The sequence below is a fragment of the Lederbergia citrisecunda genome (assembly GCF_018343695.1).
Lineage (GTDB): Bacteria > Bacillota > Bacilli > Bacillales > Bacillaceae_C > Lederbergia > Lederbergia citrisecunda.
This window is the reverse complement of record NZ_JAGYPJ010000001.1, coordinates 2177423-2200968: the sequence shown is the minus strand read 5'-3', so window position 1 is coordinate 2200968 and position 23546 is coordinate 2177423. Positions and strand designations below refer to the sequence as shown.

30 protein-coding genes are annotated in these 23546 nt (G+C 36.3%); 19 read left to right on the top strand and 11 right to left on the bottom strand.

All coding sequences use genetic code 11. From position 1 onward, the window contains the following. Nucleotides 1-177: 177 nt before the first annotated feature. Both KHA93_RS11090 and KHA93_RS11085 read right to left on the bottom strand, forming a co-directional pair. Nucleotides 178-1155: a M23 family metallopeptidase gene (locus KHA93_RS11090; RefSeq protein WP_213110777.1), complete on the bottom strand. Its 978-nt coding sequence runs from the start codon at nt 1153-1155 to the stop codon at nt 178-180. Between the two features lie 69 nt (nt 1156-1224). Next, nucleotides 1225-1902, bottom strand: a complete 678-nt coding sequence (locus KHA93_RS11085; protein ID WP_233711128.1) for a YhcN/YlaJ family sporulation lipoprotein — start codon at nt 1900-1902, stop codon at nt 1225-1227. A 110-nt stretch (nt 1903-2012) separates the two neighbouring features. Between KHA93_RS11085 and KHA93_RS11080 the strand changes: the two genes are divergently transcribed. Beyond that, a complete protein-coding gene (locus KHA93_RS11080; RefSeq protein ID WP_213110776.1) occupies nt 2013-2288 on the top strand; it encodes a YutD family protein in 276 nt (91 codons plus the stop codon). Between the two features lie 370 nt (nt 2289-2658). On the opposite strand, the gene KHA93_RS11075 is transcribed toward KHA93_RS11080, so the two are convergent. Then, on the bottom strand, nt 2659-2973 hold the full coding sequence (locus KHA93_RS11075; RefSeq protein WP_213110775.1) for a cytosolic protein: 315 nt from the start codon (nt 2971-2973) through the stop codon (nt 2659-2661). 133 nt (nt 2974-3106) lie between these two features. On the opposite strand from KHA93_RS11075, the gene KHA93_RS11070 reads away from it, so the two are divergent. From KHA93_RS11070 to KHA93_RS23500, 3 genes are all read left to right on the top strand, one after another. Then, nucleotides 3107-3544, top strand: coding sequence for a DUF86 domain-containing protein (locus tag KHA93_RS11070; protein WP_213110774.1), 438 nt, complete (start codon nt 3107-3109; stop codon nt 3542-3544). 178 nt (nt 3545-3722) lie between these two features. Next, nucleotides 3723-3917 carry an EamA family transporter gene (locus KHA93_RS11065; RefSeq protein ID WP_213110773.1) on the top strand — a complete coding sequence of 65 codons (195 nt, stop codon included), beginning with the start codon at nt 3723-3725 and terminating at the stop codon, nt 3915-3917. A gap of 62 nt (nt 3918-3979) precedes the next feature. Beyond that, entirely contained in the window at nt 3980-4108 is a 129-nt protein-coding gene (locus tag KHA93_RS23500) for a hypothetical protein (protein WP_267917279.1), read from the top strand. A 250-nt stretch (nt 4109-4358) separates the two neighbouring features. Here the strand turns inward: KHA93_RS23500 and KHA93_RS11060 are convergent, their stop codons facing one another. Continuing rightward, complete coding sequence (locus KHA93_RS11060) at nt 4359-4871, bottom strand: GNAT family N-acetyltransferase (protein ID WP_213110772.1); 513 nt, start codon at nt 4869-4871, stop codon at nt 4359-4361. A gap of 387 nt (nt 4872-5258) precedes the next feature. Between KHA93_RS11060 and KHA93_RS11055 the strand changes: the two genes are divergently transcribed. The 3 genes from KHA93_RS11055 (at nt 5259) to KHA93_RS11045 (ending at nt 7472) form a co-directional block, all read left to right on the top strand. Beyond that, nucleotides 5259-5963 (top strand): DinB family protein, encoded by a 705-nt coding sequence (locus tag KHA93_RS11055; protein WP_213110771.1) that lies wholly within the window; start codon nt 5259-5261, stop codon nt 5961-5963. Nucleotides 5964-6242: 279 nt separating this feature from the next. Then, nucleotides 6243-6626: a hypothetical protein gene (locus KHA93_RS11050; protein WP_213110770.1), complete on the top strand. Its 384-nt coding sequence runs from the start codon at nt 6243-6245 to the stop codon at nt 6624-6626. A 339-nt stretch (nt 6627-6965) separates the two neighbouring features. Then, nucleotides 6966-7472: a DUF1572 family protein gene (locus tag KHA93_RS11045; protein WP_213110769.1), complete on the top strand. Its 507-nt coding sequence runs from the start codon at nt 6966-6968 to the stop codon at nt 7470-7472. Between the two features lie 168 nt (nt 7473-7640). Here the strand turns inward: KHA93_RS11045 and KHA93_RS11040 are convergent, their stop codons facing one another. Further along, the gene (locus tag KHA93_RS11040; RefSeq protein ID WP_213110768.1) at nt 7641-8141 is read right to left on the bottom strand and encodes a phosphatidylglycerophosphatase A family protein; all 501 of its coding nucleotides are present in this window, start codon (nt 8139-8141) and stop codon (nt 7641-7643) included. Between the two features lie 151 nt (nt 8142-8292). Between KHA93_RS11040 and yutH the strand changes: the two genes are divergently transcribed. After that, nucleotides 8293-9306: a spore coat putative kinase YutH gene (gene yutH / locus KHA93_RS11035; RefSeq protein WP_213110767.1), complete on the top strand. Its 1014-nt coding sequence runs from the start codon at nt 8293-8295 to the stop codon at nt 9304-9306. Between the two features lie 49 nt (nt 9307-9355). Here the strand turns inward: yutH and KHA93_RS11030 are convergent, their stop codons facing one another. Next, nucleotides 9356-9592, bottom strand: a complete 237-nt coding sequence (locus KHA93_RS11030; RefSeq protein WP_213110766.1) for a NifU family protein — start codon at nt 9590-9592, stop codon at nt 9356-9358. A gap of 98 nt (nt 9593-9690) precedes the next feature. Here KHA93_RS11030 and KHA93_RS11025 point away from each other — a divergent pair, with 98 nt between their 5' ends. Beyond that, the gene (locus KHA93_RS11025) at nt 9691-10017 is read left to right on the top strand and encodes a YuzD family protein (RefSeq protein ID WP_432806348.1); all 327 of its coding nucleotides are present in this window, start codon (nt 9691-9693) and stop codon (nt 10015-10017) included. 122 nt (nt 10018-10139) lie between these two features. Here the strand turns inward: KHA93_RS11025 and KHA93_RS11020 are convergent, their stop codons facing one another. Then, nucleotides 10140-11207, bottom strand: coding sequence for an NAD(P)/FAD-dependent oxidoreductase (locus KHA93_RS11020; RefSeq protein ID WP_213110764.1), 1068 nt, complete (start codon nt 11205-11207; stop codon nt 10140-10142). A 318-nt stretch (nt 11208-11525) separates the two neighbouring features. Here KHA93_RS11020 and KHA93_RS11015 point away from each other — a divergent pair, with 318 nt between their 5' ends. Then, nucleotides 11526-11762, top strand: coding sequence for a YuzB family protein (locus KHA93_RS11015; RefSeq protein ID WP_213124447.1), 237 nt, complete (start codon nt 11526-11528; stop codon nt 11760-11762). A gap of 65 nt (nt 11763-11827) precedes the next feature. Beyond that, nucleotides 11828-12190, top strand: coding sequence for a HesB/IscA family protein (locus KHA93_RS11010; protein WP_213110763.1), 363 nt, complete (start codon nt 11828-11830; stop codon nt 12188-12190). A 620-nt stretch (nt 12191-12810) separates the two neighbouring features. Here KHA93_RS11010 and KHA93_RS11005 read toward each other — a convergent pair. Further along, entirely contained in the window at nt 12811-13809 is a 999-nt protein-coding gene (locus KHA93_RS11005; RefSeq protein WP_213110762.1) for an NAD(P)/FAD-dependent oxidoreductase, read from the bottom strand. A gap of 322 nt (nt 13810-14131) precedes the next feature. On the opposite strand from KHA93_RS11005, the gene KHA93_RS11000 reads away from it, so the two are divergent. The 3 genes from KHA93_RS11000 to spsC all read left to right on the top strand — a co-directional run bounded on the left by KHA93_RS11000 (nt 14132) and on the right by spsC (nt 16880). Beyond that, nucleotides 14132-15349: an NAD(P)/FAD-dependent oxidoreductase gene (locus KHA93_RS11000; protein ID WP_213110761.1), complete on the top strand. Its 1218-nt coding sequence runs from the start codon at nt 14132-14134 to the stop codon at nt 15347-15349. Between the two features lie 374 nt (nt 15350-15723). Next, nucleotides 15724-16047 carry a YuiB family protein gene (locus tag KHA93_RS10995; RefSeq protein WP_213110760.1) on the top strand — a complete coding sequence of 108 codons (324 nt, stop codon included), beginning with the start codon at nt 15724-15726 and terminating at the stop codon, nt 16045-16047. A 125-nt stretch (nt 16048-16172) separates the two neighbouring features. Further along, a complete protein-coding gene (spsC, locus tag KHA93_RS10990; RefSeq protein ID WP_213110759.1) occupies nt 16173-16880 on the top strand; it encodes a stationary phase survival protein SpsC in 708 nt (235 codons plus the stop codon). A gap of 39 nt (nt 16881-16919) precedes the next feature. Here spsC and KHA93_RS10985 read toward each other — a convergent pair whose 3' ends face one another. Next, nucleotides 16920-17408, bottom strand: coding sequence for a divergent PAP2 family protein (locus KHA93_RS10985; RefSeq protein WP_213110758.1), 489 nt, complete (start codon nt 17406-17408; stop codon nt 16920-16922). 260 nt (nt 17409-17668) lie between these two features. Between KHA93_RS10985 and KHA93_RS10980 the strand changes: the two genes are divergently transcribed. The 5 genes from KHA93_RS10980 (at nt 17669) to KHA93_RS10960 (ending at nt 21600) form a co-directional block, all read left to right on the top strand. Continuing rightward, entirely contained in the window at nt 17669-19174 is a 1506-nt protein-coding gene (locus tag KHA93_RS10980) for a leucyl aminopeptidase (RefSeq protein WP_213110757.1), read from the top strand. 109 nt (nt 19175-19283) lie between these two features. Next, the gene (locus KHA93_RS10975) at nt 19284-19544 is read left to right on the top strand and encodes a hypothetical protein (RefSeq protein ID WP_213110756.1); all 261 of its coding nucleotides are present in this window, start codon (nt 19284-19286) and stop codon (nt 19542-19544) included. A 130-nt stretch (nt 19545-19674) separates the two neighbouring features. Continuing rightward, the gene (locus KHA93_RS10970; RefSeq protein WP_213110755.1) at nt 19675-20058 is read left to right on the top strand and encodes a hotdog fold thioesterase; all 384 of its coding nucleotides are present in this window, start codon (nt 19675-19677) and stop codon (nt 20056-20058) included. A gap of 63 nt (nt 20059-20121) precedes the next feature. Next, a complete protein-coding gene (locus KHA93_RS10965) occupies nt 20122-20487 on the top strand; it encodes a DUF2188 domain-containing protein (RefSeq protein ID WP_213110754.1) in 366 nt (121 codons plus the stop codon). Nucleotides 20488-20700: 213 nt separating this feature from the next. Further along, nucleotides 20701-21600 (top strand): phosphotransferase family protein, encoded by a 900-nt coding sequence (locus KHA93_RS10960; RefSeq protein ID WP_213110753.1) that lies wholly within the window; start codon nt 20701-20703, stop codon nt 21598-21600. 25 nt (nt 21601-21625) lie between these two features. Here the strand turns inward: KHA93_RS10960 and KHA93_RS10955 are convergent, their stop codons facing one another. Together KHA93_RS10955 and kapB are read right to left on the bottom strand one after the other, a co-directional pair. Next, complete coding sequence (locus tag KHA93_RS10955) at nt 21626-22834, bottom strand: MFS transporter (RefSeq protein ID WP_213112881.1); 1209 nt, start codon at nt 22832-22834, stop codon at nt 21626-21628. Nucleotides 22835-23083: 249 nt separating this feature from the next. After that, a complete protein-coding gene (gene kapB / locus KHA93_RS10950; RefSeq protein ID WP_233711126.1) occupies nt 23084-23476 on the bottom strand; it encodes a kinase-associated lipoprotein KapB in 393 nt (130 codons plus the stop codon). Nucleotides 23477-23546 lie beyond the last annotated feature (70 nt).

Here is a 23546-nt window from a genome sequence, read left to right as displayed (position 1 = left end):
ATGTGTAGTTACAGTACATATTGGTTTAAAACTTCTCCTATGATAAGTGAACATTCATTTACATAGGTGGCCTCATTACATTTTTTTAACTTCTGTCAAAGTCAAAAAGAGGAACGGCGACTATGGCATCACGTTCTGTTGGATTCTATGTCGATGAGCAGGCGCTTACGTTTTTTTTTATTTAGATCGTTCTTCTCGTTCCCACAATTTTAAATGTGGATATGGATCAAATGGCCATTCATTAAGACCATTGTCTTTATACATACCAAAATGTAAGTGGGGTGGGAATTTTCCAGATGTTCCTGGTGGCCCATATCCAGAGCTACCAACACTCCCGATTATTTGACCTGGAGACACAATATCACCTATTTTTAAATTTTTTGAGAAGCCATTTAAATGTGCATAGTAATGGTACGTATTATTTAAATCGCGGATACCAACCCTCCAACCTCCGTATTTATTCCATCCTTTTAGCTCAACTACTCCAAATGCGACAGCTCTAACTGGAGTTCCATATCCTGCAAAAATATCCGTTCCTTCATGGATTCTTCTGCCACCCCATCCTCTTCGATCTCCCCAAGTATTTTTATACGTATGATTGTTACCTTTAGGAACCGGGAATGCTTTTTCATCTAGGTCTATTCGATTAAATTTACGATAAATTTTAGCATTCGTCATGATTGATCTGACGTTTTGGTCCCGTTTATAATACTCCCAGACAGCAATACGGAATGCTCGATCGTTGACCCCGTACTGGGACAAATAGTTGGCTAACGTATATAAAAGGTCTTCTCCATTCGTTCGGTTTACCTTCCCATCTCCATTTCCATCGAGTCCGAGTCCGTTAAAAAATGTGATAGTGATAGGGTTAGTATCCTTTATATCTGGATTTAAGGGTCCAACCCAATTTTCAGGTGATACATAATATCCAGTTATATCATCGGGCTTTGGTAAATCTTTTCTTACGTATCGGATACTACGCTCAAACTGATCAATTGCGGCAATATAATACCATGGAACACTGGTAGCAGCTTCGGTCTTTTTATATAATTGCATTCTCTTATCGTAAATTTCTTTTTGAGATAATTCCTTAGCTTCTACAGTATGAAAAGGTAGGAAAAAGAACAGAAAAATGACTGGAAAGAGTTTTTTCATCGAATTTACCTCTTTTCAAAACAATTAATGAAGCTTGGCCATATGATAATCAGGCCAAGCATCCATATATTATTTCTTATTTTCAAACTGCTGCCTGTAATTTGTACGATCTAAATGATGATTTTTTTCACCTATCGCTTCGCCATTTGGATTTTCACCATTATTTAAATTTCTTCCTTGTGGAGAACGCTCTAACATTAATTTGACCGTATCACGTACTGTTTTATCTTTACTGGTTGAACGGGCATTCATGGAAGCAATATTTTCGACATTTTGCCGTAAATTAGGATCATCGGTTACGTAGACATGGTACCAGCGAGGGACAACATTCATCGCTGTCTTTTTCACTTGGTCTGCAATTTCAAAGCGTTCGTCACTACGTTTTTCATTTGTTAAATAGGCAATCAAAACTTCTTGGTCTGTTACAAGAACACTTGCGTCCTCAATACCTGGCAGCATGACTAATATTCTTGCTATATCATCAGCTGTTTGCTCTCGATTAATTCCTTGTATTGGCTTTGTGCTGTGACTTTCTCCAACAGGTAACGGGCTTTTGACCTGGCGTACATATCCGAATAAATCATTATCCTGCTGATTTCGATTATAGTTTTCACCATGTTGAGCAACATTAATGGAGTTTCCACTTTTATTGTAAAGTTGATTATCTTCGGCAGTTCTTTTATTATTTACTCCGCAGCCAACTAACATCATGCTTATAAAAATAACTGGAATGAATTTGTATTTCATTTCATACACCTCCTCTTTTAATAGAATGTGCAGGAAATTATATTTTTTTCTTAGTAATTGTTGGGGATTAAGCTATAATTTATATAACTATTTGAAACTCGGAGGGAAAAATGATTATTATCAATAACTGTCAATATGAGTTAGTCAATGAATATAAAGACGGGTATAATGAAGAAGCTTTTCGTGCTCGCTTTAGTGATGTTTTATCGAAATATGATTACATTGTTGGAGACTGGGGATACGGACAGCTAAGGCTAAAAGGTTTTTTTTCTGATCAAAATCAAAAAGCATCATTTGATACAAAAATTGGGACTTTACCAGAGTATTTATATGAGTACTGCAATTTTGGCTGTTCCTATTTCGTCTTAAAAAAAATGGATAAATAGAAAAGCGTAAACGCCTGCCCATCGACGTACAAACTTCGGTGCCTTTGACTGAGATAAAGGAAACACGGTGAGCCTGTCAAGGCGAATCGATGTTGACTTATCGTAGGGAGAAGGACAAGAAGTTTGCTAGTCGATAGGCGTTGGAGCTAGACAAAGAAAAGCGAAAGCGCCTGTCCATCGACGTCGCTACAGGACGTGGCGGTTTTAGTCGAGATTCCTTATTCGGCCGTAACTTATCGTAAGGATGAGGACAAGCAGTTAGCTAGTCGATCACGCTGAACGAGGCAAACTTTTGTAATTAAACATATTACCTTCGTATTTTCTAAACCATTACAGGTGTCCCGGAATTGTCTGGGACACCTGTTTTATACTAACTATCTTCATATGGAGGTTGTGTTTCACTTTCAGGGTTGTCATGTGTATTATGAGCACCCGGTGCTTTACGTGGGTTATCTTCATGCATGGATTTAAACTCATAGTTAAATGCACTATAAGAACGTTGTCCTTTTTCCCAAGGGGTCGATTTGTTTTCTACTGGTGTATCTTTACCCCTTGGAGCCCCGTAAGCTCCTTCAGGAAGGTCTTCAGGAATAATATAATTTCTTCCAGTCACAACGTTAGAAACGTCTGTATACGGAGGGTCATGTTTATCTTGGTTATTAGTTTTAGTACGGTCATTATCCATGTTACTCCTCCTTTTTAATTTATATAATATCCTGTTACGATCATTAAATCCGTATCAAATTTTTCCTTATTGGACGATATGCCATGAAGTTTGTTAAGATAATGATGATTAAATCGAGTGGAGGCATCAGCCTATGTATTTTGTAGATAGGGAAAAAATTGAAGGAACATTACTTTTTATGGAAAAACAAATAGAGCTGATTCAAAATAATAATAGTTGGGAATCTCAAATTGAAAAAAGTGCTTTAGAGCGGGGAGTACATACAATCATTGAGGCAATCCTCGATACTGGAAATGCTATGATTGATGGATTTATTATGAGGGATCCGGGCAGTTATGAGGATATTGTAGATATTTTGACGGATGAAAAAGTGGTAAGTGAGGAATTGTCACTTGTGCTTAAGGAATTTATTTCATTTCGGAAAATGCTCGTCCAACAATATATAAATGTCGACCATGACTCTTTAAAAAATGTAGTATCATCTTCAATTAATAAACTTCAAACCTTTCCTAACAATGTTCGTGAGTATTTAACGAATGAACTTGGTCCAGTATCAGCTTTTAAAAACTAAAAGGAAGAACGGTTAACTTATTTAATTTATTTAATAATGCACTAATTAGCAGTCCAATTTGAATATGATTTGGACTGTTTCTTTTTGTTCATTTATTAGAAGGTTGGACAAAATTTAGGTAGGAAAATATCGTAATTAGTCTTTATATTCTGGGTACACTCTCGACATAATAATCATAATGACAGCCGTTGTTGTACATGAGATAGCTATGCTTATTTGGAATCAAAATATACGACATGTAGATGCGGCAAAAGCGTCTATTTTATCTAATTTAGAACCTTTTGTCACTATTGCAATGGGATCAGTCTTACTATACAAGCCAATCACGAGAGTTAAAAAAACTATGAGCGAGTGTTGTCTAATAAGTAAATGAATAAGCTTGGACTTCTTAATCCATCTTACTAGGTGAATCCAATTAGAAGGGAGAAGTTAACATTGAGCAAACGAGACAAGGGCTATAGCCAAAAAGGAAAACCGAATAGTGACAATGTAAAACGAACAATTGCTGCGGAAGAATTGGAAAAAGCAATCCAGCCGAGAAACCGGCAGAATTCTGAGCAATAGAATGTTTCATGTAGCCAAACGTGCTTCATAGGAAAGTGCGTTTGGCTTTTTGTATATTAAATCACTAGTGTTGCATCAAAGTTTTTAGTAATTCAGCCAATTAAGAAATTCATAATAAATCCTTTATATAATAGACCTCATAATACAAACGGAGTATGTGAGTGAAGACGGAATTCCTTTTAATGGATAATATTTATAATGAATAAATATAAAGAAGGAGTTCAATTCATTAGTGAATTGAACTCCTTCCTTAAACCCATTCCTCAGCCAAAATGGCATAATAATATTCATCCCACCACTCATGTCCATGAGGGATACATTTTTTAAAAAATCCTTCCCTGCGCATACCGATTTTTTCCATGACTCTGTAAGAACCTGTGTTTTCAGGCTGGCAAGTAGCTATTATGCGATGTAGTTTCATTGTTTCAAATCCGTATTTCAACACTGCATACGCAGCTTCAGATGCATATCCTTTATTATAATATTCAGGGTTAAATACCCAGCCAATTTCATAAGTGTGTTCTCCAAAATATTTAAAAAAGACAATATGTCCAATCAACTTATCTTCCTCAAGAAGAACAACAGGAAATTTTTCAGCCCTTTCACCAATGTTTTTTTCGATGAAGTTTTTGGCGTCCTCCTCAGAAAACACAGCTTCTGGAAGGTAGTGCATTACTTCAGGATTTGAAGTGTACTCATAAAGAGACTTCCAATCATTAGGTTCAAAGTTTCTAATGAGTAATCGTTCTGTTTTAATGTTCATATAGTTCCTCCTGTCTTATGTCCAAAAAGATATATTCGAGAAAAGTGCATTTTTTCCTGCTTCTATCCAAAAGAGGAAGAAGGAGTTTAACGATTGATAGTGAAATGTGTTGTAAAGAAGCATTTCTAATTGGAGAAAAGAATACTTTGAAGAACTCTCAGATTCAATCAAGAATAAGTGTTGACGATCAATTATGCCATATTTCTTATCATGCTGGCCAGAATGCTTATTAAGCTAGATTATAGATTGACTAACGAGTATTTTCCCACAAAGGGATCGAGTTCTCTTATTTTGAACGGAGCAGGTTACAGAATAATATTTTGAAAGAAGGATTTGGAAGCGATTGAATCGAAGAATGTATAAAGAACAATATTGGGGTTGATTTTAATGGATATAAAACTACGAAAGACTTGGAATGAAAATCATAAGATTTTATCAGAGATTATATTAAAACGTGCTGAACACACACGAGCAATTCAATTATTTTTATCTCAGCATTCTTTGTTACATTCATCCTCTATCAGTGAAACTCCTTTAGTAACACTGGAAGATGAAATGTTGAAGAATTTGGATGAAACCACCTTTAGACAGTATCCAGTACCAAATCCTGATACAAAAAATTCGATTGCTTGGCATTTATGGCATATTACCCGAATTGAAGATATGACTATGAATATTTTACTTTCTAATGAACAACAAGTTCTTTTTGCTGAGAATTGGCTCGAAAAAATGAATATAGGATTTACCCATTCAGGCAATGATATGAGCGAAAAGGAGATTGCCTTAATGAGTTCAAAAATCGATATTAATTCCTTAAAAGCCTATAGAACAGCGGTTGGTAAAAGAACTCGTCAAGTTGTATCTTCTTTGCAACCTGGGCAATTCAAGGGAAAAGTTGAACAAAATAGAATAAAACGACTATTTGAAGAAAATGCTGTTTCTCAAAATTCTAAATGGTTAGCAGACTACTGGAGCAAAAAAAACATTGCTGGGTTAATATTAATGCCCGCAACAAGACACATTTTTTTACACTTGAATAAGTGTATTCGTATAAAAGATAGGTTACATAAGCTACAAGCAAAACCTAAATAAAAAAAATAACTGGTGTTTTATTCCAAGAATGATTAAAGTACTTTTTATTGAACTTCTTATTGATAATAGGGAGGAGGATATTTTTTGGAATATTCAGACTGATATGGGTATTGTATAAGATTTAAGGTAATTAATTTTAAATGTGAGAATAAACGATGATATATAAATGTTTTTTTGCTAAGGAGTGGGAGTTTAACTGTGAATAGTACAAAGGGAATAAATATTATTTTTGCATTAATACTAATAATTTTTTTGTCGGGATGTTCGAGAGAAATTTCGTTGGAGAGCCAAATCGTAAAAATTCTTGAGAACAGTGAGAACAGGGATTATGAAAAGGTTATTGACTATGACATAAAAGGTAATTATATCGTTGTTATATATATGAGTAGAGAAAATGAACAGTTAAACATTGGATTTATCAAGATGAAAAATGGTGAACTAGATTGGGAGATAGGTTTAGGTGGTCCTGAATTATCGGGGGGCTATATTTTTATTTCTGATCCAATGTTTGTGAATGTTATTATTCCAAAGGAACCTGGTGTAAATCAGGTAAAAGTATTCGGGGAATATGCAAAGCAAGTAAGGTATTCAAACGATATTAATTATTGGATTGCATATACCGATAAATCACCCAACAGCTTAGACATTGATTACATAAAATAGTTAAAATCCTTATTCAATTCAAGAAAATTTGTCGTAGTATTTAACAAAGATAGGGGGACAAACGTGCATAGAAAGAAGTATTTTATCCTTATGCCACCTATGCTTATAATCGGGTTATTTTTAATAAACTATCTTCCAGCAAATCAGAGACCTTATGTTTTTTTCATTCCTATCGTTTTTTGGATAATTTATTACACTTGGATACATATTGAAAGAAATCAAAAGGATAAAAAATGATTGATGGTCAGTTTCGTAAAAGAAAGGTAATCTTATAAATATCTAGTATTGATTAATTGATATTTAAGAAAGGACAAAAAAATTTAGAAAGAAGTGGGATCCTTGGATATTTCTAAATTACTCGTCGAAAGTATGTTAGGAAAATTTAAAAGTGAAAAGAAGTGGGTTTTTCAAGCTCTTCACCAATTATCTGAAGAGGATATTTCATGGTCACCAACTACTGAGAGCAACAGTATAGCAAATCTTGTATCACACATTAGGGGTACAGTTCGTCAACGACTTGAAACCGTTTTTTATCATGTACCAGACACCAGAGATAGAGATAAGGAATTTGAGCGAGGTCTTTATTTAACTAAAGAACAAGCACTCACTCTTGCTAATGAATCCTTTGATGTCATTATTCAGGTCTTGGAAGAAATAAAAGCAAGTCCCGAACTATTAGTGAGGCAACCATATCTTAATATGCCTCCACTTACATTTAGTGCGAATAACAATCAATCAACACTACTTGATATGATGGTGCAAATGGTAAGAGAGGTGCACAACCATACAGGACAAATTATGTACATCGCAAAAATGAGAAAAGGTCAATTACAGTGGCAGTATTAGATAGTAAACTAAAGAGATTATTGAAAAAAAAGGGTAAATATGTTCAATTGGTCTATGCAAAAAATGCTCAGAGCTTTTACGCTCAGAGCATTTTATATTTTGTATATGAAATTTAGTCATTATCTCAAAACAAAACCTTTTCGGAATTCCTATTGGCAGGTTACTCTTTTAAATTTCTCCTTTGGAACTATGGGCAAGCCTGCTGGAAGCAGCGGCAGCAATGGCCCCCACGATATCGTCAAGAAAAGTGTTGCATTGCCCCGAAGAATGATCATTTAATTTTTCAAGAATACCTGGTTTTTGCTTGTCAATATAACCGTAGTTTGTAAAACCAATGGATCCATATACATTTACGATAGAGAATGCAAGAATCTCATCTACACCGTAGAGGCTTTCATCACTCTCTATGATTGATTGCAATGGTTCATCCAGCTTTCCATTTTCCGCAAGTACATCTAACTGAATCCCTGTTAAAATGGCGTTTTGTACTTCTCTTTTTTGAAGAACGCGTTCAATATTATAAATACATTCTTCAATTTGTAATCCTGGATGATATTTTTTTTGAAGGAACATAACTAGCTCTGCAATATCTTCAATTCTCACACCACGTTCTTTTAAAAGACGTCGTGCAGTTTCCTCGGAAATACTAATGTCTCGTTCATTGTTCATTCGTCTCATCCTTCCATTTTGCCTCGTCAAATTTTATAAGTTATTGATACATAAAACAAACTACTCGGAAAGAAAACTTTTTACCCTCATATAATTAAACTAACTGGATATCCATGCATAGTGTAAAGAGCAAATGAAAGAGGGGTGCTCCATGTCAGTAAAAGTACTGGAAAATCTTTTCGGTATAACACCGGAACAAACGATTCAAGATGGAAGCTCCGTTCGATACATGGTAGATAACTCACTTTATACTATTATTCAAGTGACTCATTTGGAACAAGAGGCATTAATTGAATTATATGAGATGTCGGAACATATGGCAAAGTATGGGGATAATAAAGTTTCCACTTTTGTTCCTGGATTAAATGAAAAATTTCTAGTGACACATGAGAAACAAGATTATGTACTCATGCATAATTATCTATTTCCCCCATCACGAAATAATAACACTGGAAGAAAACTTGCGAAATTTCATGAACGTGGGAAATTGATTCAAGCTCCAATTTCTGGAGCAAATCGAGTGGGGCAGTGGAAATCGTATTGGATTAAAAGACTTGAGCAAATTGAAAATGTTTGGAGGGGTGTTGTTCAAGAAAGAACAGGTGAAGAATTTGAAAAACTATTTATTCAATCATTTCCGTATTATCTTGGGCTTTGCGAAAATGCCATTCAATATGTAACTGATACAGAACTTGATGAAGAATTGACTTTTTTAGATATGGGGACGATCTGTCATCAAACGTTCCACGAAAATGTATGGAATAAACAAATGGAGATAAGGAATCCGTTCGATTGGGTATTTGACCATCCTTCTAGAGATATAGCAGAATGGGTTAGAGATTGTTACTTCCTTAATAGCAGATCATTTCAACCGGATTTAACACAATTTTTTCGAGGGTATGAATCGATTTCTCCATTATCGATATTTTCATGGAGGTTGGTCTATGCTCGACTACTCTTCCCTTTACATTATTTTTCTTGTATTGAAGATTATTATCTTACTTCATCCCAATGGACCCAAAAGCAATTAGAAGAAAGATTAAGCCGGTATTTACGTGATGCGAGAGATTACGAACGATTTTTAGGTAACTTTTATCAATTGGCAGGGGTGGGTCAAGAGAACTTCCCGGCCATTGACTGGCTAGTGCCATCATATTTAGAATGAAAAAAGAGCCTAAATTTCTTAGGCTCTTGTACTTAATGTAAAATTAGTCTTAGAATACTTGTTCTACTTCTAATATACCAGGGACTTCCTCAACCAATGCACGTTCAATTCCAGCTTTCAATGTGATAGTGGAGCTTGGACAAGTTCCACAAGCGCCGAGTAAACGGAGTTTTACAATTCCATCTTCTACATCAACGAGTTCACAATCTCCGCCATCGCGAAGGAGGAATGGGCGTAATTTATCTAATACTTCTTGAACTTGTTCCATCATTGTTTGTTCATACATTGATATCGACTCCTTTCCATATAACCATTATAATCAGTATGAAGAAAAAAATCTATATTACAATCTGTCTTGATGTTAAGGGAGTGTGAAATTTGAAAATGAAAGTAGAGATCTTCGTTTATGGTGCAGAACAAATTTGTGCAAGCTGTGTAGGTATGCCTTCATCAAAAGAAACATACGAATGGTTGGATGCAGCTATTTCCAGAAAATATCGTGAACAACCATTTACCATACAATATATTGATATTTTTAATCCACCAGAAGAAGAAAAACACCAACAATTTGCTACTCGGGTTATAGAAGAGGATTTATTTTATCCGGTCGTAACGATTGGGGAAGAAATTGTCGGTGAAGGTAATCCGAAGTTAAAGGATATTTATAAAGAAATGGAGAAATACGGATATGAAGAGGTCAGTCCCACGTAAGGACTGACCTCATATTTTTCGAAAACGATCGGTTTCTTCGTCGCTCACTTCGGAAGGATACGGCAACTTCACTCCTCAGAAGGCTTCGCGCCTCGAAAGTTTATCTGTCCATAAAATTTTGTTTACCCTTTATGGAACTTATACATCCAAAGGACACCTGATTTAAGAATTCTTGCAATTCTTCCAGTTATAGCACGATCGGCCATTAAACCAAATCCCTGTTTTTTCCCAAGAGATCCAAGGACACCTTTCAATTTAATTGTAGGCATTTCTTCAGGAAGTTCTTCTCCTTCCCAACGTTTCGTAAGGATTGTAACGATTTGTTCCGCTTGTCCTTCAGCTAGTTGTGCACTTGGAGCATATGGAAGGCTGGCACAATCCCCTACAACATACACATTTTCACGATTGGGAATATTATGGTATTTTGTTAAAATTACTCTTCCTTGCTTATCTTTTTCCACATTTAACTCACGAACAATCTTATTAGGTTGAATCCCTGCTGTCCACACGATAACGTCCGTATGGACAGGCTCATCGTTATTGAACAATAATTGATCTTCTACTTTTGTAATATTTGCTTCATTAATAACGTCAACGCCATTCATATTAAACCAATTTTGTACGTAGCGACTTATTCTTTCCGGAAAAGATGAAAGAATTGTTTTACCACGGTCAAATAGTTTGATGATTAAATCTGGACGGCTTTCCCGGAGTTCACTCGCAAGCTCAATACCACTCAAGCCTCCGCCAACGATGCTAACAATGGAATTAGCTGGTAAATTGTTTAGTTTTTGATACGTATCTCGTGCTTTTCCGATCGTTTGAATACTATACGTGTATGTATCTGCGCCAGGAATATTATGGAATTTATCATCGCATCCTAATCCAACAATCAGTTCATCATAAGAAACATTATCTGAATTAGTCATAAGAATTTCTTTTTTTTCTAAGTCGATTCCCGTTACTTCACCATATACAATATTTAAATTTGGATGCTCAGGAAAAGCTACCCGTACTTCTTGGTCTGAAATCGTCCCAGCTGCGAGGGCATAGTACTCAGTCTTTAAAGAATGATAAGGCACTCTGTCTATTAGTGTGATTGTTACATCGTCCGGAAGATGATTGGGCAGTAATTCACGCAAGACACGCATATTACCATATCCTCCACCGAGCAATACTAATTTTTTCATGAAAATATCCCCTTTTTGCCGTCTACTTGAAGAATAATAATAGGAAAATGTTAATAATGATAGCACATTGAAATTAATCCCACGTAAAAGTATAGCTGATTCCCATTTTATATACAACATACGAGAAAAAGTATAAATCATTTGGGATAATTTCAAATATTCCCTTTAGTATAATCCTACCCTTTGACTATCAAAGTCTAAACGGGTAGGATTATATTGTTATGTCCGGCTCTAGTGACTATCGACAGCAGGCTTCTTTTGCGAAAGTCAATAGGCGCGATGAGAAAGGAGCTTGTGCTTTTATTCAGAGGTGATTTTTTGAATCCAATTATCGAGTTTTGTATAAGTAATTTAGGTAGTGGAGGATATGAAGCTTTACAAGTGTTAGAGGAAGATCCTAATTTGGATATTGTGGAATATGGCTGTCTTGATCATTGTGATTTATGTGCCGAAAGTTTATATGCGCTCGTAAATGGTGAGGTCGTAACAGGGGAAACTCCTGAACTGCTTGTTAAAGCTATTTATCAATATATAGAAGAAAATCCAATGTTTTAATTGGTTGAGAATATGGCATTAGAGGTATATACTTAATGTATAAGCTTGATGAAAGGAGTGCACATATGAGTACAACCATAACACTTACAGAAGCCGCAGCTTTACAAATAAAAGATATGATGAAACATAATGGAGAAGAAGACGCATATTTTCGTTTTTCCATTAATGGTGGTGGCTGTAGCGGCTTATCATACGGCATGAGCCTAGATCACGAAAAATCAGCCACCGACGAATTCTTTGAACAGTTTGGTATTCCTGTTATCATAGATCATGAAAGTGCTCCTCTTTTAAAAGGAACGGTTATAGATTATAAACAATCCTTGATGGGTGGAGGCTTTACAATCGACAATCCGAATGCCCTCGTTTCTTGCGGATGCGGATCATCTTTCCGCACAGCAAATGTTCAAGGTACGCCGGAGAAATGTTAAACGAATAGGATTAACAAATTATCCGTTCGTTTAGTAAAAATGCTTCTTAATGTATCTCAATAATACATTAGGAGGCTTTTTTTTTGTATATCGGAGAATCTTTGTGGTCCTTGGTACACGAAAACCGTCATGGATAAGACATCTAAGTACGTATTGAGGTCGTTGGGGTACGAAATCCGTTCTGCTCAAGGCCTCAAAGGGCTTATTGAGGTTGTTGGAATGCAAAATCCGTACTGGTCAAGGCCTCAAAGGGGTTATTGAGGTTGTTGGAGTACGAAATCCGTAGTGCTCAAGGCTTCAAAGTGGTTATTGAGGTAGTTGGAATGCGAAATCCGTTCTGCTCAAGGCCTCAAAGGGGTTATTGAGGTCGTTGGCGTGTGAAATCCATTCTGTTTAAGGCTTCAAAGCCATTATTGAGGTCGTTGGAACACGGAATCCGTACCGCTCAAGTCTTCAAAGTGAGTATTGGGGTCTTTGAATTACGAAATTCGTCATCCTCAAGACCTCAAAATCCGTCTGTTAAAAATTAGAATTATTGTACGATTGTTTACATGTATTAAAGCACGTAAGAAGAAGGGAGATTTAAAAAAGAGCCAGAATCTTTTTCTGGCCCCGTTTTTTCACTGATCAAACAATGATGTACTATGCATCGGCTGCAAGCGTGCTTTCGGATCAATATATGCTTTTGCATTGCTTACCGCCGTTGGGGCTTCACCGAACCCGGTTGCGATTAATTTTACTTTTCCTGGGTATGTGGTAATGTCACCAGCTGCATATATTCCAGGAATATTTGTTTCCATTCTGCTGTTTACAACGATTGAATTTTTTTCAATATCCAATCCCCAGTCTTTAATAGGGCCAAGTGAAGAAACGAATCCATAATTCACGATTAATGAATCAAGTTCTACGGAAATTTTTCTTTCTCCTTTTACTTCTTCCAGCAAAAGTTCTGTTATTGCTTCGTCATCACAATTAAGACTAGAAGCTACAAAAGGAGTAAGAATTTCTACTTTAGAATTCTGTAATTGAACGACGCTGCTCTCGTGTGCACGGAACTTATCACGACGGTGAATCAATGTAACTTTTTCCGCAATCGGTTCAAGCATGAGAGCCCAATCGACCGCTGAGTCACCGCCTCCAAGAATGGCAACTCTCTGCCCAGCAAACTTTTGCATATCATCTATAAAATAGTGCAGATTTTTACCTTCGTATTTTAAAGCAGACTCTATTTCAAGGCGGCGAGGTTGAAAAGCTCCAATACCGGCGGTGATAATAATTGTTTTGGAATAATGAATTTCCTCATTAGAAGTGAGTTTAAACGTCCCATCTTCTAATTTTTCCACATTCGTAACGGCTTGTCCTAGACAAACGGTTGGGGAAAACATAGACATCTGCTTTGTTAAATTATTAACAAGTTCCTGGGCTTTTACTTTTGGAAAACCCGCTACATCATATATATACTTTTCAGGATAAAGGGTAGAAAGCTGACCACCTAGCTGTGGAAGACTTTCTATTATTTTCACGCTGGCATCTCTCATGCCTCCGTAAAAAGCGGTAAACAGACCTGTTGGCCCTCCTCCTAAAATGGTTATATCATATATTTTTTGATCTTCTTTCAAAGAAAATCCCTCCTATAAAATCCATCTTTCACATCATATCACATACGAATGAATCGTACATAATCCTAATATTTTGATACAAACATACAATTAATTCATCGGATAAATTTTTGAATTTTGCCAATTTTCGTTTTTAATCAAAATTGCTTGAAAAAGAAGTAGAAAAGCATATAATGTAAAAGAGATGTTAATAATTTATGACATTTTTCTGGCTTTTTTTTTGTGTTGTACGTGAAGTCAATCACATTAAGCACTTATAACATTATAATTTTATTCCCGTACAAACTATTAATAATATGTTGCAAAGGTGGAAGTGTATATTATGAAGAGGCCCAAAATTGTTGTACTAGGTGCTGGTTACGGGGGATTAATGACAGTTACCCGACTGCAAAAACAGCTTGGAAATAACGAAGCTGACATCGTTTTAGTAAACAAAAATGATTACCACTACGAAACTACATGGCTCCATGAAGCTTCTGCCGGTACACTTCATCATGACCGTGTTCGCTATGATGTTAAAGATGTAATCGATCGAAGCAAAGTAGATTTTGTTCAAGCAACCGCTTTAAAAGTCGATCATCAAGCGAAAAAAGTCATCCTAGATAATGGTGAACTAGATTATGATTATTTAGTTGTATCCCTTGGTGGAGCTTCTGAAACTTTCGGTATTCAAGGTTTGGACAAATATGCATTCTCGATTGTCAATGTTAATGCAGCACGTCAAATTCGTGAGCATATTGAATATCAATTTGCTACATATAAGGCGGAAGAAGTTAAAAACCCTAATCGTCTAACAATCATTGTTGGTGGTGCTGGTTTTACAGGCATCGAATTTTTAGGAGAACTCGGAAACAGAGTTCCAGAACTATGCAAAGAATATGATATTGATCAAAAGCTAGTACGAGTAATTTGTGTAGAAGCTGCTCCATCTGCTTTGCCTGGTTTTGATCCTGAGCTTGTTAAGTATGCAATGGCTCATTTAGAGAAAAAAGGCATTGAATTTAAGATTGGTACTGCAATTAAAGAAGCTACACCAGAAGGAATCATCGTTGCAAAGGGCGAAGATGAAACTGAAGAAATTAAAGCTGAAACGGTTATTTGGGCAGCGGGTGTTCGAGGAAACCCAATCATTGAAGCTTCTGAATTTGAAAACATGCGCGGACGTGTAAAAGTAGATCCAGATTTACGTGCGCCAGGACTATCCGATGTATTTGTTATCGGTGATTGTTCACTTGTCATCAATGAAGAAATTAATCGTCCATATCCACCGACAGCTCAAATTGCAATGCAACAAGGTGAATTGGTTGCAAGAAATATTGCAAGATTAGTCAAAGGGAACACGCATTTAGAATCATTTACTTTTGATAACAAAGGTACCGTATGTTCACTAGGTGACGACGATGCAATCGGTGTAGTATTTGGAAAGAAAGTAACTGGCTCCAAAGCATCATTCATGAAAAAAATGATCGACAATCGTGCATTGTATATGATTGGCGGAGTACCACTTACATTGAAAAAAGGAAAATTCAACTTAATATAAAATAATTTCAATGAAAGGCGGAGTCTATTAATTGATTCTGCCTTTTTTCTTTTTTTTGAAAGATGAGAAAGTAAATTTCTAGATTTTCACTGTCCAGATCCAGCGTCTGTTGATTAGCAAACTTCTTGTCCTTTGCATACGATAAGTCAGCATCGACAGGTCCTATCTGACTCTTGTGATTCCTTAATCTCAAGGCTTAGGACGGAAAAGGAACGTCCACAAAAATCGCCACACCTGTGGACTTTTACTCCGACGAAAAATCGCTTCCGTTTTTTATATAAATCGTCATAAAATTGCCTCAATATCTTGATTGACGGTATTTCTTTCATCTAGTAGACTTGGACATAGTGCAAAATCAAGGGGGGAAACTATCCGTGCCAATGACGATTCCAGTTTTAATCATATCAATGCTCTTGTTCTTTGTTTTATTTTTTGGCATTGGATTTTTATTAAACATGCTTCTGCGCATGACTTGGATTATGGCGGTCATCTATCCAATCATTGCTATTTTAATAATAGACAAAGTCGATTTTAGTGAGTATTTTACAAATGCTCGTGCTTCTTTCACAAGTTTAGGAAACAGTCTTTCCGAACTGGCTCCTGCTGATATTGCCATATTAGCGAGTGGACTGTTTGGTGCCATTGTTTCCGGAGTGACGATGCGAGTACTTCGTGCCAAAGGATATAGAATGTTTTAGAGACTTTCATTTTGAAAGTCTTTTTTATTTTTTGTTTTCCGTTATACGAATTTTCAGCATTTTTAACACAAAAGGAATATTTCCTCTCAAAATGGGAAAGTATTATTTTTGAGAGGAGTGTATGGATGTTATACGTTAAACAGACAGGCAAACGAATTATGATGATCGTTCTATTGATTGGAGCATTATTAACAACATTGGAATCTATTACTGGAATGAATGCGAGAACATTTGCGGCTAAGGCAACACCGAGCATAATCAATGAATTTGAAAAAAGGTTTTTCGTTTTTCCGCATATAAATGAAAGGCGATTTTCATTGAAAAAATTATATCATTCCGTTGAGGAACAATTTACATATGAGGCTAGTTCCATTAAAACGAGTGAACTGAAGTCGCTGGAAGATGAAGATTGGTCTCAATATCCTACTGTGAAAGTAATTGCAACGGGGTATACTGCCGGGGTAGAATCTACCGGTAAAAGTCCCGGTCATCCACAATATGGTATAACCTATTCGGGTGTAAAAGTTAAAAGAGATTTATACTCCACCATTGCTGCAGATACTAGTGTTTTTCCGCTAGGGACGATTTTATATATCCCTGACTATGGATATGGTGTAGTAGCCGACACCGGATCAGCCATTAAAGGAAATACAATTGATTTGTATTACGAAACAGTAGAGCAAGTATTTAAAGAATGGGGAAAACGAAAACTAAATGTATATATTATTCAAAAAGGTAACGGTACTTTAACTGAAAAAGATTTGATTGCATTAAATGAAAACGAGACAATGCAGGTGTTTCGCCAAAAATTTTTAAAAAATAATGATCAATAAAAGAAAAAGAAGCGGACTCGCTTTCCCGCTTCTTTTTCTTTATACAATCAATAATTTATGAAGAATCAATGCCCAAAGAACTCCTGTTAAGCCTCCAAAAAATACTTCAACTGGTTTATGGCCTAATAATTCTTTTAACTTTTTAAATTCCATTTGCTTTTCTTTATGTGTTTTTCCTTGCCAATCGTGTATATCTGATATCATTTTTTGAAAATCAAGGGAAAGTCTATTGAGTACAACCGCTTGTTCACCGGCTTGTCTTCTGACACCCGTTGCATCGAACATAACGATGATGGCAAAAATGGCAGATACTGCAAAAAGGGTTGATCCTAAACCTTCATCAAGTGCAACACTCGTGGTTAAAGCTGTCACTCCTGCTGAATGAGAACTTGGCATTCCCCCTGTAGAAGTGATTAGTGACCAATCTAACTTTTTTGTTATCATGAATTGCAAGGGCACTTTAACAAATTGCGCAAAGAATATAGCTGTGATAGCAGCCCAAAAGGGGAAATTATGCAGAAACTCCATTCGTAACATCCTTTCACATAGTTGCAACGGTTCCATTTATAATACCACAAAATAATCTAAAAAATCATGCGTTATTTTCTTAAAGGTTTTTGTAAGGAGACCCTGCAGCGTCACAGCGTCTAAGAGTCGAGTGCAGTTCGTGGAAAACGAGCGGCTGGTGTGGAGATTAATATGCATGTATAACAATATCCCTTGAAAAAACTTTCGATACTCGAAATATATGATTTTTTCATTTATAATTTATATAGAGGTGAAGTAGGATGTTAAAAATATTGAATGGAAATCCTTTTGAAAGCAATGAAGAATGTTTAATTGTAGGTCTTTTTGAAAAGCCGGAAAAATTTACTGGAATACTTGAACAATTAGATGATATTTTTGATGGGGAATTAACAGAGCTAGTTAAATCAGGGGACATTTCTGCAAAATATAAATCAGTTAACATTATCCATAGTTTAGGTAAATCCAATGTCAAACGAATCGTTTTTGTTGGTCTTGGGAAGGAAAAAGATGCAAGTTATACAAAATTGAAGGATGTATTTGGATCAGCAAGTAAAAAGTTGGTGGGGATGCGCCTAAGCAATTTGGCTATTGCACTTGATACATTTGTTTCTGAAAAGGCTTCAGAAGATGAGGCAGCCCTTGCGTTTAGTGAAGCATACATAATGGGTTCATATCGATTTCAAGATTATAAACAGAAATCAAATGAACCAGAAATCAAGATTGAAACGATTAAGATCTTTACGAATGCTAGCGAAGATGAAATCAAACTTGCAGCTGAAGTGGGTAGCTTTTATGGAGAAGGAACGAATTCAGCTAGAACACTCGTAAACTTGCCTGGTAATATGTTGAAAGCAAGTGATCTTGCCCAATACGCAAAGACTTTGGGTGAAAAGCATTCATTTGAAGTAGAAATTTTAAATAAAGATGAAATTGAAAAGCTAGGAATGGGAGCTTTTTTAGCGGTTAATCAAGGATCAAGCGAACCACCTTATATGATTGTCTTAAAGTATCAAGGGAAAGATGAATGGAAAGATGTTATTGGGCTCGTTGGAAAAGGGATTACATTTGATACTGGTGGATATTCAATAAAGCCAAAAGACGGTATCGTCGGCATGAAGACAGATATGGGAGGAGCGGCTGCGGTATTAGGCGCGATGGAGATTATCGGAAATCTTCGTCCGAAGCAAAATGTTGTTGCAGTTATTCCAACAACTGACAATATGATCAGCGGAAATGCTTTTAAACCAGATGATGTCATCACTTCATTTAGTGGCAAAACGATTGAAGTGTTAAACACAGATGCAGAAGGTAGACTTGTGTTGGCAGATGCTATCACTTACGCAAAACATCACGGAGCTGACTATTTAGTGGATGTTGCTACTCTTACAGGTGGAGTCATTGTTGCACTTGGTCTTGATAAAACAGGTGCTCTTACAAATGATGAAGCTCTATTTGAAAAGGTATTGGAAGCCTCTTCCGAAGTAGGAGAATTCATTTGGCGACTTCCTTACACAGAAAAAGATAAGGAAAGAGTACGCAGCAGTAAAGTTGCTGATTTAAATAATTCTCCAGGTAGAGAAGGACATGCAATCATGGGAGGAGCATTCATTGGAGAATTTGTGGAAGACACACCATGGGTGCATTTAGACATAGCTGGAACAGCTACAATTAATGCCGATCATGATTTAGGTCCTGCAGGAGCCACAGGAGTGATGGCTCGAACATTAGCGTTGTTTGTTGAAAATTTTGATCTTGAAAAAGAATAATAGTTAAAATAAGTGATGTTATTTCTCATTTGCCCATGCCTTATAGCCCTTTGTCGCATAAATAGATATAGAAGGGCATTTGTTTAGAGACAAAGGAGGTTGCTAATAAATGATGTATTATCGCGGCCCTGCACCTTATGCCGATGAACGCTTTTTTGGGTTGTTTGCCGCTCCTCTCGTAGGTGGCTTTTTTGGAGGATTGATTGGTGGGGGTATAGCCGGAGGACTTGTCAGTGCATTTTCCCGTCCGCGTCCTATCATCGCTTATCCACCAATCGCGCCATATGGCTATGGAGGCGTGCCACCTGTACCTTATGGCTATGGTGCATACGGAGCACCTGGACCTTATGGAGCACCGTATGGATATTAAATGAAATATGATATTGCTAATAGAGCAATATGAAATACGAAGAGCTCTCCGTATAGTGGGGAGCTTTTTGTATGGATAAAGGATTTATGCCTCATATATAGAATTGTATATAGGAAATGGAGTGAGAATAATGAAAAAATCAAAAACTCTTCTTGATGCTTTAGGTATTGAGATAGTCGAGATCACAAAGGGAAAAGTTACAGCTACAATGCCTGTCAATGAACATACGAGGCAGCCTTTCGGTTACTTGCATGGAGGGGCTTCTGTAGCATTAGCTGAAACAGTAGCAAGCGTTGGGGCAGCCGCCATGATTGATTTGGAAAAAGAAATATGCTTTGGTCTAGAAATCAACGCGAACCATGTCCGTTCAAAAAAAGATGGAGTCGTAACGGCTGCTGCAGAAGTACTTCACCATGGAAAAAGCACGATGGTTTGGGATATAAAAATTAAGGATGAAGAAGAAAAACTTATTTGTATTTCAAGATGTACCATTGCAGTAGTTCCGAAGAAGTAGAGTGTTTTGCAAGGTTATAAACGGGAAAAGGTACGTATAATCGTTAAAAAGGAGTGATTGTACATGCCTTGGTCAAAGAATGACTACCCTGATTCAATGAAGAATTTACCTGGACACCTTCGTAATAAGGCCATTGATATTGCAAATGCACTCGTTGAAGATAATAAAGACGAGGCAAGGGCGATTGCGATTGGTATAGCTCAAGCTCGGAAATATTATGAAGATGACAATCATGAAAGACCGGAGTACCACGTAATAGCAGATGGTGAAGACTGGGTACTTAAAAGAAAAGACGGGAAACGCGCCATTAGAAGAGAAGATACGAAAGAAGATTTAATAGATGAAGCTAAAGAGTATGTAAAGGACCATGATGGAATCTTGTTTGTTCACAACAAAGATGGCGAGGTTTCTCAAAGGCTTTATGATTAAGCCTATTTTCTTAAAGTTTGTGTTTTTATAAAAGCCTAAAAGCCGGCTTTTACACTTAATAAAGAAAGTTTAGCGTTACTTACAAAGCTGCCAGCTCTTTTCTCAGCTGGATTGTAATTTTAAGGGATTAATCCTTTTTTCATTATTAAGATTTATACTACATTGCTCAAATATTTAAGAAAAGAGCTGTGATTAATGAAATGGTAGTTGGGGATGGATGATATGATCGTAAATGGAAATAGTGCAATTGATCAAAGGATAGCTGCATTAAATAATCATAAATTGCTAGGCTTTAAAATTGTTGAGTGGAAAGAACTTAGCGGTGGAACCTCAAGTAAAATTTGGAAGTTAACCGGTGATGATGATAAAACTTATGTGTATAAGGAAAATGAAAAGGATGTCATCATTGAGGAATCACTTTATTTAAAAGCATATGAGCATCTGAAAATTTTACCGGAAATCATATTTATAGATGAGAATCAACAGTATTATATTTACGAATATATTGAAGGAGAAATTAAAACCAATTTAGGTAATAAGGAGGCTAATTTACACATCCTAGTAGAAGAACTTATTATTCACTATCAACCATTCCCTGAAAAAAAGTGGGGATATACTTATCAACGATATGACAGTTTTAGAGAATTTTTACTATCAGAAGTTGACAATGCAAGAGATACGGTTGAAACAGTATTAACTTTTCAGGATTGTGAAAAAGTTAAGTTTTTAATAGAAACAAGAGATCGGGGAGAAGACCCATACTTGCTTCACGGTGATTGTGGGGTCCATAACTTTTTACAAAAAAATGATCGGCTAATAGGAGTCATTGATCCTTTAACACTTGCTGGTCCTCCACTTTTTGAACTTGTTTTTGCTTTTTGCTCTTCACCGGATCATCTGTCATATGAGGTTATTTATGAAGTCGCTCGAAAACTTCCAACTTTTAATCATGATAGAAAATATTTAGTGGAGGAAGTAATTATAGGGCTTTACCTTCGTATTGAAAGGTGTCTATATCATCATCCAAACGATTTACCAGACTACCTAAAGGCGTGGAGTTACTGGATATCATTGCTTGATGTAGATAATAAAAATGCCAATGATGGGATTTGAGTTCTCATCATTGGCATATTAGCATTTAATAACTTTCTTTAAAACGTTCCTGTTCATGTTTTAAATTCCACCACAAAATTCCAAATGCTAATAGAAACAAACTTCCGGTTACATAGAAGACGGATGAGATACCTGCATGACCTGCAACAAATCCGCCTAATGCTGGTCCAATTACGTTTCCTAAAAAGCGAAAGCTCTGGTTATACCCAAGAATTTCTCCTTGCATGTCGAGCGGAGCTTCAATGCGAATATATGCCGTGATACAAGGAAGCATTCCCCCAACAACCATTCCATAAAGAAATCTTAAGCCTACTAATTGCCATAATTCCGTAACGAGGGCTTGCGGGACAATTAAGATAGAAGCTAGAACAAGTAGGAGAAGTAATACTTTTTCGTAGCCGATCGTATCTCCGAGTTTTCCCCATTGTCGTGTTAATAATAAATTTCCAAACCCAGTTGCCGAAAAAGCAAGGCCTGATAAAAAAGCGATACTAGTGGCTTTTGTTAAATCGCTCACGTAAAGTGCAAGTAAAGGTTGAATGCTAAAATTCCCCACTTGGATTAATAATGCAATTATCATTACCATAACAAGCATTTTTCGATTGAGTATTTGTTTGATGACGTCTTTTTGAGTACGGGGAATTTTCACTTTAGCTTCTGTTTGCTGTTTAATTTCTTTTATTCCAAATAGAACAACAGTCGTAGCAATTGCAACAGATGCTGAAGTGATTATGAAGGTATATTGAAAGCCGACATTATCAGCCATTAATCCTCCTAGAAGGGGGCCGAAAAGACTACATGCTACATTGCTCATTTGCAAAGTACCTAATGTCTTGCCAGCTTCATTTTTAGGAGTTTGTTTTGAAATAAGAGCAATAGAGGTTGGGATAAATCCTGTTACAAAGCCCATAATCATTCTTAAAACAAACAATCCAAAAACAGAGTTAATGATTCCCATAAAAAAAACAGAAGAGGCTATTCCATAACCCGTTATTAAAAGGATTGGCTTAAATCCGTACTTATCACCAATTCGTCCCCATAGCGGCGAAACGATAAAAGCACTCAAAAAGGTGACACCAAAGACAAGTCCAGACCATCTTTGTATATAATCATGGCTAAAATCGCCAAGAGTACCGATATACAACGAAATAAACGGAAGAATCATCGTCATGCTTGCGGCAATTAGAAAATTGCAAATCCACATTATGAGGAAATTGCGTTTTTCGATACTAATTGGAAACACCTTCTTATTTAGTTGAAAATTATTTCGACTCCCTAAATAATAGTATAAAGGAATTAATATTAAATTCAAGGTACATAACGAATGTGCAAGCACTTGGAGTTAGAGGAGACGAGTTGATATTCACTAATCGTAGGGAGCTAGTCGATGGCTGCTTGTACTAGAAGGAAACTATTTCAAACAAAGTTATTTAAGTTTAGTTTCCATGAGAATAAAAAAGCGGCCCTTACATGGGCCACCTGCTTAAAAATGAATGGAATACATAAGTTCATATTCCTTTATAACTCCATCTAGTGCTTGAAGACTTTTTACGCTGTAAGCATCATCAGGTTTTGCTTCTAATTGATCCCTCAATTTTTGTACCGAAGCAATCAGTGATTCCTTATAATCAATGAGTTCACCTTCATAAGGCTTGACCATTTTTAATGGAATATTCGCTTGTTCGCGGTAGGCAAGAGCTTTTCTTTCGTGAAAAAGTGGCACATCCACTTCGTTTGGATGATGTAAATCTCCTTGTCTGGGATGAATGAGTACAGCGAGACAACGAACTGTATATGTATCTTCTTTAACAGCTGTAATTTCTCCAATATATTTACCTGTTTTATTAAAAGCGGTGACAATTTGTCCTATTTGCATAAAGCGAATCCCCTTTCTTTTCTTACTATTATGAAAGACGACGAAAGAAAATGAAAGAAGGATGCTTTTT